The following is an 11,098-nucleotide window of genomic DNA, read 5'->3' on the forward strand; positions in this document are numbered from 1 at the left end:
GGTTGTATATTATCACGCCCAAATTGTTGAGTCAAGTATTTTTCACAACTTAGTTGTGCTTTTTATTGACAATTGAAAATCCTCATGCTATATTGATTTCAGAAAGAAGGTGTAGAATGGGAGCAATTAATGAAAGAATAGGATTAGTCTTAAAAGAACTAAATTTGACCAAGACAGAGGTTGCCAAGAAGTTAAAGGTTTCGCAACAATATATATCCAAACTTGTTGTAACAGGAAAACCAAGTGACAGACTTGTTGATGATATCTGTGAGAAATTCAATATTAGTGAAGAATGGCTCCGAACCGGAGAAGGTGAAATGTTTAAGCAACTGACAGAACAGCAGAAAGTAATGAAATATACTGCTATGCTCTTAAAAGATACTGATTCTGTTATTGCTGATGCAATAAAGAACTTTATTACTACTTATGAGCAGTTAGATGATGCAAGCAAAAAGGTTCTGAATGAAATAGCTTTAAAATATATGGCAAACCTGAAAAAAGACCAGTAAAATACTGGTCAATTTCACTTATGTAAGATAATTTCTAATGAATACCTCCAGTTCCTCTAACTGAATTAAAGTAGCAGAGCGTAGCATCTGAATAATCCTTATAATGTGCTGTTTTGTTTTGTTAGAGTCCTTACAATTTGCAGAGTGCTTTTTATCATTTGTCATATGTAAATCTCCTTCCCTTTTTTGTTGCCATGCTGCCACTCTATTATAAATAACGTTCGGTTCTGCCGAATATCACTGAATTTGGTGATACACCAAGCGCAAGGGAAGGGTTTTCAACGTTGCTTTTCCAGTATTTCACGTCTTATGGTCTTCGTCAGAAAGTCAATGACCCGACTCCCTCTTGTCCCCTTTTGGGGTCTAAGATAACGATGCTACAGAATTCACTTAATGTTATCACGGCTATCACTCGTAAGAACATGCGTCCGCCGGGCGTACTGAAAAAAGAGGGGCCGAAAAATCGACTCCTCTTCCCTTTATCAAATAGTACTTTTCCCTGTAAAACCAAGGTTTTTCCTTAGAATTTACCTTCTTTTGCAGCTTCCTCGATGCCGACTGCCACAGCAACGGTAGCGCCGACCATGGGGTTGTTGCCCATACCGATAAGCCCCATCATTTCAACGTGAGCCGGAACGGAAGAAGAACCCGCGAACTGGGCATCCGAGTGCATACGTCCCATTGTATCTGTCATACCATAGGAAGCAGGACCTGCTGCCATATTATCCGGGTGAAGGGTACGTCCTGTACCGCCGCCGGAAGCTACGGAGAAGTATTTCCTGCCCTTTTCCGTACATTCCTTCTTATAGGTTCCTGCAACCGGATGCTGGAATCTGGTTGGATTGGTGGAGTTACCTGTGATGGAAACGTCAACGCCTTCCTTCCACATGATAGAAACGCCTTCTGTTACGTCGTTTGCACCATAGCAGTTAACCTTTGCTCTTAAACCATCTGAGTAGGATTTTCTCCAAAGTTCCTTTACTTCGCCTGCGTAGTAATCCATCTCTGTTTCTACATATGTAAATCCGTTGATTCTGGAAATGATCTGAGCGGCATCCTTTCCTAAACCGTTTAAAATAACTCTTAATGGTTTCTGACGAACCTTGTTTGCCTTCTCAGCGATACCGATGGCACCTTCTGCTGCTGCAAAGGATTCATGACCTGCCAGGAAGCAGAAGCAGTCGGTCTCTTCTTCCAGCAACATCTTTCCTAAGTTGCCATGTCCCAGACCTACTTTACGCTGGTCAGCAACGGAACCCGGAATACAGAAAGCCTGAAGACCTTCCCCAATGGCTGCTGCCGCGTCTGCTGCTCTTCTGCAGCCTTTCTTGATCGCGATCGCTGCACCAACCGTATAAGCCCAACAGGCATTTTCAAAGCAGATCGGCTGAATCTTCTTAACCTGCTCGTATACATCCAGACCTGCATCTTTTGTAATCTTCTCAGCTTCTTCGATAGAAGCGATACCATAGCTGTTTAATACAGAATTGATTTTGTCAATTCTTCTCTCATATGATTCAAATAATGCCATTCTCTTGTCCTCCTTATTATTGGCCAAATATCTTCACTTTGATAACCGGATACCATCAGGCTTTTGCCGATCCGGTTATTCATGTCTTGGGTCAATGATCTTAGCAGCATCAGCAACGCGGCCATACTGTCCTTTTGCCTTTTCCCAAGCCGTATTCGGATCGTCACCCTTCTTGATGAAGTCAGTCATCTTTCCAAGGCTTACAAACTGGTAGCCAATGATCTGATCTTCTGCATCCAGTGCGATTCCGGTTACGTAGCCTTCAGCCATCTCTAAGTAACGGGGACCCTTCTTTAATGTTCCGTACATGGTACCAACCTGTGAACGGAGACCCTTTCCTAAGTCTTCCAGTCCCGCACCTACCGGAAGTCCTTCTTCAGAGAATGCACTCTGAGTTCTGCCGTATGCAATCTGCAAGAATAATTCTCTCATTGCAGTGTTGATGGCGTCACAAACAAGATCTGTATTTAATGCTTCTAAAACGGTTAAGCCCGGCAGGATCTCTGCTGCCATAGCAGCTGAGTGTGTCATACCGGAGCAGCCGATTGTCTCTACTAATGCTTCCTGGATAATTCCCTCTTTTACGTTCAGAGTCAGCTTGCATGCACCCTGCTGCGGAGCACACCAGCCAACACCATGTGTCAAACCGGAGATATCTTTAACTTCTTTAGATTTTACCCATTTTGCTTCTTCTGGGATTGGAGCAGCGCCGTGATGAACGCCCTGTGCCACTGTGCACATCTCTTCTACTTCCTGTGAATAAATCATGTTAAAACTCCTTTCAAATAAGTAATAATTGTGAAAAGTACTTTGTTAAATATATCACATCATACTTGATTATATTTTCTCACATTATGTCGATTTCCGCAAGTCTTTTTTACCTGAAACAGGAAATCGAACGGCCTTAAAACCTCCGTTTTTCCTTCTCTCCCACGGTCTTTTTCCTGCTGCTGATCCCACATTAAAAACCGCTGCAAAAAGCAGGATACCGGAAGGCTGAAATATTCCTTCCAGCCCTTTGGCATCCTGCTTTCTATATTCACTATACGATTCTTCTGACTGAAAGTATGGTCCGGTAGGTAGCCGTTCCCACCTTGATCCCGGTTGACGGGGAGCTTGCATGGACAATTTGTCCATTGCCGATATAGATTCCCACATGGCCCGCATAGCAGATAATATCTCCCGGCTGTGCTTCGGAATAGGATACCTCACGGCCTGCGGAACGCTGCTCCGAAGAATTTCTTGGAACGGAGTAACCAAAATGCCTGTAAACAGACTGGACGAATCCGGAGCAATCCGTACCATTGGTCAGGCTGGTTCCCCCAAATACATAGGGGTTCCCCACGAACTGGAGTCCATAATCCGCAACCGCGCGGCCCTCTGCCGTTCCACCGCTGCTCTTGGACGCGGATGGACCGGTGTATTTGTTGTTATTACTGGAAGCCGGAGTCTTTTTGCTTGATGATGCCTTCTTTTTTGCCTCTTCCTCTGCTTTTTTCCGGGCTTCCTCGGCGGCCTTCTTTCTGGCTTCCTCTTCCTTCGCCTTGCGGATTTCCTCGTTCTTCTTTGCAACTGTCTGGGCATAAACGTTCGCATCCTGCTTTGCCTTGGCAAGCTGGCTGTCAAAATTGGAAACTTCCTTTTTCTTTGTCGCAATCAGGTCCTCAAGCTGGGTCTGCTGCTCCTTGTACTCCAGCTCCATAACCTCCATCTCAGCCTTGTCCTCCTCCAGGTCAGACTTATAATCAGCCACTTTCTGCTTCGTCTCCTGGAAAGTTACCAGCATGTTCCGGTCATATGTATAAATTCCCTCAACATACTCTGCCTTGTTAAGAAGGTCCGACATGTTCTTTACCTGAAGGAAAATGTCCAGATATTCCGTATCTCCCTTTTCGTACATGTACTGGATTCTCTTTTTCATGGCAGCGTACTGCTTTTCCTCCTCTTTCTTAGCCGCTTCATAATCGGATTCGGCCTTCTTGATCTCCACTTCCTTGTTGGCCATATCGGTCTCCAGTATTTTAATATCCGATAAAAGAGCCGTTAAATCGGAAGACAGCTTGGACACCTGATTCTGGGCAGCGCTCTTATTGTTTTCCGCTTCCTGGGCCTTTTTATTGGCCTCCTCCAACTTTTTCTGCGCTTCCTGCTTCTCTTTCTCCGCCTTTGATGTAGCCCAGGCCGGTACGCTCTGGCTGCAGACCATAGTGCCCACCAGCAGGCCACAAAGCAGTTTTCTGAGTACCCCTGCATTTCTTCTATTAATAATCTGTATTTTTCGTTTCATCGTCCGTTCCTTTTTACAGTATTTTCTAATCCTAACCTATATGTTAACGTAAAACAGGGGTAAAATTCAAGTCCTATTTTAGAAATTTTAGAATTTTTTAATACCCGTCCGGAACTTTATCCGTTTCCACCCGGATTGCATTTCCAGCCTGAGGCAGCTTATCCGCCACCTTTATGAAACAGAAAAAGAACAGAATCCCCTTGATGACACTGGAAACGGTAAAAGCCCACCAGATTCCGTCAAGCCCAAGAGCCGTACCGCTTAAGACCATGGCAAGAGGTATTCTGGCTGTAGTGAACACGATGCTTATGACCGAACATAAAAGGGTTTTTCCCAGGCCGGAAAGGGCCCCTACCGTTGTTAACTCAATGCACATGAACATCTGGGAAAAGCCCAGAATCACCAGATAACGCACTCCCATGGGAATCACATCCGCTTCATGGATGAACAATCCGAATATCTGTTCCGGAAGACCGATTAACAGGGCCGAGCTGAATAATCCCCAGACAAACATAACTCCTGACGCTGTGAAATATCCCTTTTTCACCCTGTCATATTGTCCTGCTCCGTAATTTTGTCCGCTAAAGGAATTGATCGCAGCCCCAAATCCATCCGCTGTCATCCAGGAGATGGATTCGATCTGGCCCCCCACACGCAGAACCGCTACCGCCGTATCTCCAAATCCGGCCACGAAACGGGTTAATACCATGGAAATGCTGGTGTAGATAAGATTCTGTACGGAAGCAGGAAAACCGATCCGGATCATGGTCTTTATATGAGTCCATGAAACCTTATGAAGTACCTTCACCTTATGGAAAAGCATCCGGTCTTTTCTTATTGCTGCCAGAAACACCGCAGTCACAACGGCCTGAGCCATGACAGTTGCAGCAGCAGCCCCCAATACTCCGAAACCTTTTATCGGGCCAAAACCAAAAATCAGGAGCGGGTCCAGAATCATATTCAAAGCCAGACCGGCCACATTGGCAAACAGCGGAGTCCTGCTGTCTCCCATAGCCGTCAGGATCCCGGTGATAATCGAATTTAAAAAGGAGAACAGGATCAGGCCGCAGGTAACTTTTAAATAAACCTGGGCATTCTGGATGATGACAGCATCGCTTAATCCAAAAAATCCGATCAAAGGCCTTGCTCCAAAAATCGCCGCCGCCCCATACAGGAAAGCAAACAGTATCCCCATCTGTATCGAACCGGAAGCGTATTTTGCCGCTTCCTCAATATTTCCGCTTCCCAAAGCATGTGCCACCTTTACCTGGCCGCCCATCTTTGCCAGGGCGACAACGCCCTGGGAAAGCCAGACATACATGCCTCCCGCCCCGACCGCAGCAACGGCCGGAGAACCGACGAAGCCGATCCAGGCCATATCCGTTAAGTTGTAGGCCATCTGGACCAGAGCCGTTACCATGATCGGCAGCGCCAGGCCAGTTAAAGATGTAAAAATATGCCCTCTTAATAAATCAACTTTTTTGCTCATAAATAAGTGTACTCCGTCCCAAAAGGGCTGCCAGAAAACCGGCAGCCCTTACTATATGGATCATTCCTTTGCAGAAAGGTATTCATGGATTCCTCTTGCACCGGCCCGTCCGGCTTCCATAGCCAGAATAACGGTTGCGGCTCCTGTCACCGCATCCCCTCCGGCATATACGCCTTCCTTGCTGGTCTTTCCTGTGGATTCCTCAGCAATGATGCATCTGCGCTTATTAATATCCAGTCCCTTGGTGGTGCTTGATATCAGCGGATTCGGTGAAGTACCTAAGGACATGATAACCGTGTCCACGTCAATGACAAATTCAGATCCTTCTACCTCTACCGGTCTTCTTCTGCCGGAAGCATCCGGTTCGCCAAGTTCCATTCTGATGCATTTCATTCCCTTTACCCAGCCCTTTTCATCCGTGAGGATCTCCACCGGGTTGGTTAAAAGGTTAAAAATAATTCCTTCTTCTTTTGCATGGTGAACCTCTTCTGCTCTTGCAGGAAGCTCTGCCTCACTTCTTCTATAGACAACATGCACTTCCGCTCCGAGACGAAGAGCGGTTCTGGCCGCATCCATGGCAACGTTTCCGCCGCCTACGACTGCTACCCTCTTACCGGCTACGATCGGGGTATCATAATCCTCGCGGAATGCCTTCATCAGATTGCTTCTGGTCAAATATTCATTTGCGGAGAACACGCCGTTTGCATTCTCTCCCGGAATTCCCATGAACATTGGCAGACCTGCTCCGGAACCGATGAAAACGGCCTGGAAGCCTTCCTCATCAAAAAGTTCATCAATGGTCACGGACTTGCCAACGATCACATTGGTCTCAATCTTAACGCCAAGCTTTCTCACGTTGTCGATCTCCGGCTGAACCACAGCCTCCTTAGGAAGACGGAATTCCGGAATGCCGTAGGTCAATACACCGCCCGGCTCATGAAGGGCTTCGAAAATCGTGACCTCATAGCCCATCTTGGCCAGATCGCCGGCACAGGTAAGTCCGGAAGGACCGGAACCAATGACAGCTACCTTTTTACCGTTGGTCTTCTCCGGTGCAGCCGGAACAAATCCGTGCTCTCTGGACCAGTCTGCTACGAAACGCTCCAGCTTTCCAATGGAAATCGGCTCCCCTTTGATTCCGCGGATACACTGGCCTTCGCACTGGCTCTCCTGAGGACATACACGGCCGCAGACTGCCGGAAGGGCAGAGGATTCCGCAATGACCTTGGCAGCATCCTCATAATTTCCTTCCTCCACTTCCTTAATAAATCCGGGTATGTTAATGGATACCGGACAACCGGCCACACATTTGGGATTCTTGCACTTAATGCAGCGGCTGGCTTCTTCCATTGCCTCTTCTTCATTATATCCAAGACAAACCTCTTTAAAGTTCGTCGCTCTGACCTTTGGGTCCTGTTCTCTAACTGGTACTTTCTTTAATACATCCATTACTTGTCACCTCCACACAGTCCGCATCCGCCATGATGAGTATCGCCTTCACGGGCTTTTAAAGCCGCGCGCCCCTCTTCTGATTTATACATCATCTGGCGCTTCATGGCTTCGTCAAAATTAACCAGGTGTCCGTCAAACTCCGGTCCATCCACACAGGCAAATTTTACTTCATCGCCAACCGTGATACGGCAGGCACCGCACATGCCGGTTCCGTCTACCATGACCGGATTTAAGCTGACAATGGTCGGAATGTCCAATTCTTTGGTCAGGAGACAGGTGAACTTCATCATGATCATCGGTCCGATGGCTACACACACATCGTATTTTTTACCCTGATTCTGAACCAGGTCCTTAATTACCTCAGTTACCATGCCCTTTCTTTCATAAGAGCCGTCATCCGTAGTTACATATAAATTACCGGCCTGTCCTCTCATGGCATCTTCCAGGATCAATAAATCCCTGGTCTTTGAACCCATGATAACATCAACATCTATGCCGTGTTCTCTCATCCACTTTACCTGGGGATAAACAGGAGCAGTTCCAACACCCCCGGCTACAAACAGATATTTTCTTTTCTTTACTTCTTCTATGCCGTCATGTACGAATTCAGACGCATTGCCTAAAGGACCGACCACATCTTCAAAGCTGTCTCCTGTTTTTAACCCGGCCATCTTTTCCGTACTGGCCCCCACTGTCTGAAATACAATGGTTACGGTACCCTTCTCACGGTCATAATCACAGATGGTAAGCGGAATTCTCTCTCCTCTGTCATCCATCTTAACGATAACAAATTCTCCAGGCTGGCAGGCTTTGGCAATCCGGGGTGCTTCCACATCCATCAGATAGATCTTGTCAGCTAACATCTCTGCTTTTAAAATCTTGTACATCTTTATCCTCCTAATGTCTTTGTGAATATACCTATACACCATTCCTGATAGCCTTCCCCAACAATCAGATGAAATGGCACTTATATCATCTTATCATTTTTATCGGCGGCTGACAATATTTATCGAAAAATATCATTAAATTTTTATCGATTTATTATTTTATTATCTTTTACCAGCGGCTTCTTTCCGCCGGTACATGCGAAAGGTATAGCATAAATCAAAATAAGTCTTCTCGTCACTTTCTGCCGCCATCGCCCACGACGGATCCTGATCCAGATTGGGGAAGCAGGTATCTGCGCTGTACGAATAGTCGATATAAGTTACATGCGCCGCATCACAATAGGGAAGGAATTGTTCATAAAGGCTTTGCCCGCCAATGATAAAACAGTCCTCATCAGAATACTTGCGAAGTTCTTCCAGAGCTTCCGGAAGGCTGTGGCAGACAACCGCTCCCTTTACTTTATAATCCGGGTTCTTAGTCAGCACGATATTGGTTCTTCCGTATAACGGCTGCTTTCCGGGAAAGCTCTCCAATGTCTTCCGTCCCATGACAATTACTTTCCCAAGGGTTTCCTCCCGGAACAATTTCATATCCTCAGGAATGGAAACGAGAAGCTGGCCCTGATTGCCGATGGACCAGTTTTTATCCACTGCAACAATGATATTCATAGGTCAACTCATCCCTTTCCTTTATTCTTCTTCCGCAAGGATCAGTTCTTTTGCATAGGGAAGGCTCTCGATCCACCGGCAGAAAGCATGCCATTCCTCAAGCTTATGATTACGCCTTGAAAAATATATATTGATCAGCGTTTCATAATTCAAAGTGCATGTCCTCATCTGATTGTAGCCGGATGGGAGGAGCTGGATCAAATCGTACCAGTCTTCTTTATTCTTTGTCTCTATGTAACGGAGACGGATCTTCTCCAGTTGTGCTACCACCGTTTCCATAAATGCCAGAGTCTGTTCTGTCATATGGTCATGGCTGAAATCTTCCATTTCAAAGGGCTTGCTGTGGATTTTGTGCATGGTGCTCGTAGAATTCGCTACGGTAGACACTTTATAGGTATCGTATTCTTTCCACCAGTATATGGGTGCCGTGATATCCACTGACACAAAAATCTGCCGGATGTATTTGCGGTGATCGCTTCCTGCCTTTCTCAAACGCTTTGCAAGACCCAGATCATTGGGGCCCAGGATGTATTCCCCTTCTTCGTTATAACTGCTGTCCATACGGTCCCAGCTGTTCATGGGATTTCTCGCACCCCGAATGGCATTTTCTATGTTCATGACACTGGTTCTTTCACATTTTAACATGGTATCTCCTTTCTTTTCGCTGATTCCTCTTGTTTTTACAGGCTTAAAATTTTGTTCCAGATACTGTCATCCACGTAAATGCCGTTTTCATCATGGTCCTTATGAAATCTCTCAAGCCCTTCTCCCGGCACATGGATATCGCTGCCCGGTTCTGCCGGTTCCGAGGTTTTTAAATACCCGGAAGCTTCCTTCACCTTTTCCCTGATTGCTTCTGCATCGCTGTAAGTGTCAGGATTGATTACAATAAAGACCTGGGAACAGCCGGTACAGCTTTCCCGGTCCTCTTCGTCCATGTTTTTGGCCGATTTCCCCTCAGTCAGGGCGGCTCCCAGCACGTCCAGCATAAATGCAAAGGCAGAGCCTTTCCAATATCCCATCGGAAGAATCCGTCTGCTCTTCTCAATATCTCCCGGAACATCCGTTAAATTCCCTTCCTCATCATATCCGCCCGGATAGGGAAGCTTCTTTCCCGCCAGTCTGGTCACCTGAAGTTTTCCATAAGAATACTGGGAAATGGCCATGTCCATAAACAGCGGCTTTCCATCCTCCCCCGGCATAGCAAAGATAATGGGGTTATTGCCGATTCTTGGATCCTTACCTCCCCACGGGGGCATAACGGACTCGGTATTGGTCCATAGGATCCCAATGTATCCTCTTTCAGCCAGGTATTTCCCATAGGAACCGCCGCGCATCCAGTGGGTGGTATTCCGGATTCCCACCATGCCGATTCCATACCGGTCCGCCAGTTCCATCGCTCTTTCACAGCAGAATAAGGAATTGGTAATTCCCGGCCCTAAGTTTCCGTCATAAATCCGGATGGCTCCAAATTCTTTTTTAAGCTCCGGCTCTCCATCTTTTTTCACCCAGCCCCGGTCCAGGTAACCGCAAAAACGCGCTACCCGGTTGGTCCCGTGAGAATAAACACCATCATAAGTGGTTTCAGTGTGTATTTTTGCACAAATCTCCGCTTTTTCTTCTGACAGGCCATGCTTTATAAAGGCACGTTTTATTGCTGCTTTCATTTCATCATAGGATACCCTCATTGTATTCACCTCGGTACTTTTCTGTTATTGAGTTATATAACCTTCTATCATTATATCGGAAATTTGAATTCCTGTAAACAAGACCGGTCCTGTTCCGCTCATGAAATAGGGGCATATCGCTGCAGATCCCTTTGATGCAATACAATAATAGTAGTTTTCATCTATTATTTTAGTTATAATACTCTTGTATAATTGGCAATTATAACTCTTGTATGGATTAAAATTTATGAAAAGGAGATTAATACCAATGGATGAAAATTACATACCAGAGAGACTGGCACAGCTTCGGACACAAAAGGGCTTATCGGCCAGGGATATGAGCCTGTCCATGGGACAGGCAGATAACTATATTAACAATATTGAAAACAGAAAATCCATGCCGTCCATGCAGAATTTCCTGTCCATCTGTGAATTTCTGAATGTGACTCCCAGGGAATTTTTCGATGAAGACAATTCAAATCCTGTACTTCTGAATGAACTGATCTCAGAGCTGAAGCCATTAAACGGCAAGGCGCTTGAAAACCTGCTGAGCCTGTTATTGGACCTGCAGGGGAAAATTAAGAACGGCTGATGCCGGCCGGAGCGT

Annotated in this window: 11 protein-coding genes; 2 read left to right on the plus strand and 9 right to left on the minus strand. The window is 46.1% G+C overall.

All coding sequences use genetic code 11. The annotated features are described in order from the left end of the window. Nucleotides 1–116: 116 nt before the first annotated feature. Nucleotides 117–509: a helix-turn-helix domain-containing protein gene (locus tag BQ9856_RS14685; protein WP_235839220.1), complete on the plus strand. Its 393-nt coding sequence runs from the start codon at nt 117–119 to the stop codon at nt 507–509. Nucleotides 510–1,029: 520 nt separating this feature from the next. Here the strand turns inward: BQ9856_RS14685 and BQ9856_RS14690 are convergent. From BQ9856_RS14690 to yiaK, 9 genes are all read right to left on the minus strand, one after another. Further along, a complete protein-coding gene (locus BQ9856_RS14690; RefSeq protein ID WP_077611694.1) occupies nt 1,030–2,040 on the minus strand; it encodes a GGGtGRT protein in 1,011 nt (336 codons plus the stop codon). Nucleotides 2,041–2,115: 75 nt separating this feature from the next. Further along, a complete protein-coding gene (locus BQ9856_RS14695) occupies nt 2,116–2,808 on the minus strand; it encodes an iron-sulfur cluster assembly scaffold protein (RefSeq protein ID WP_077611695.1) in 693 nt (230 codons plus the stop codon). A gap of 274 nt (nt 2,809–3,082) precedes the next feature. Further along, nucleotides 3,083–4,327, minus strand: coding sequence for a C40 family peptidase (locus BQ9856_RS14705; protein ID WP_077611697.1), 1,245 nt, complete (start codon nt 4,325–4,327; stop codon nt 3,083–3,085). Between the two features lie 97 nt (nt 4,328–4,424). Beyond that, nucleotides 4,425–5,816: an MATE family efflux transporter gene (locus BQ9856_RS14710; protein ID WP_077611698.1), complete on the minus strand. Its 1,392-nt coding sequence runs from the start codon at nt 5,814–5,816 to the stop codon at nt 4,425–4,427. 60 nt (nt 5,817–5,876) lie between these two features. Continuing rightward, nucleotides 5,877–7,265: an NADPH-dependent glutamate synthase gene (gene gltA / locus BQ9856_RS14715; RefSeq protein WP_077611699.1), complete on the minus strand. Its 1,389-nt coding sequence runs from the start codon at nt 7,263–7,265 to the stop codon at nt 5,877–5,879. Next, nucleotides 7,265–8,155, minus strand: coding sequence for a sulfide/dihydroorotate dehydrogenase-like FAD/NAD-binding protein (locus BQ9856_RS14720; protein ID WP_077611700.1), 891 nt, complete (start codon nt 8,153–8,155; stop codon nt 7,265–7,267). Before BQ9856_RS14720 ends, gltA begins: the two co-directional genes overlap by 1 nt. 162 nt (nt 8,156–8,317) lie before the next feature. Further along, nucleotides 8,318–8,824, minus strand: coding sequence for a dihydrofolate reductase (locus BQ9856_RS14725; protein ID WP_077611701.1), 507 nt, complete (start codon nt 8,822–8,824; stop codon nt 8,318–8,320). A gap of 21 nt (nt 8,825–8,845) precedes the next feature. After that, on the minus strand, nt 8,846–9,469 hold the full coding sequence (locus BQ9856_RS14730; RefSeq protein ID WP_077611702.1) for a hypothetical protein: 624 nt from the start codon (nt 9,467–9,469) through the stop codon (nt 8,846–8,848). Nucleotides 9,470–9,504: 35 nt separating this feature from the next. Further along, entirely contained in the window at nt 9,505–10,512 is a 1,008-nt protein-coding gene (gene yiaK / locus BQ9856_RS14735; RefSeq protein ID WP_077611703.1) for a 3-dehydro-L-gulonate 2-dehydrogenase, read from the minus strand. Nucleotides 10,513–10,759: 247 nt separating this feature from the next. On the opposite strand from yiaK, the gene BQ9856_RS14740 reads away from it, so the two are divergent. Further along, complete coding sequence (locus tag BQ9856_RS14740) at nt 10,760–11,083, plus strand: helix-turn-helix domain-containing protein (protein ID WP_077611704.1); 324 nt, start codon at nt 10,760–10,762, stop codon at nt 11,081–11,083. The last annotated feature ends 15 nt before the right edge of the window (nt 11,084–11,098 follow it).

This window comes from Clostridium sp. Marseille-P2415, from assembly GCF_900155545.1.
In the GTDB taxonomy this organism is placed as follows: domain Bacteria; phylum Bacillota; class Clostridia; order Lachnospirales; family Lachnospiraceae; genus Lacrimispora.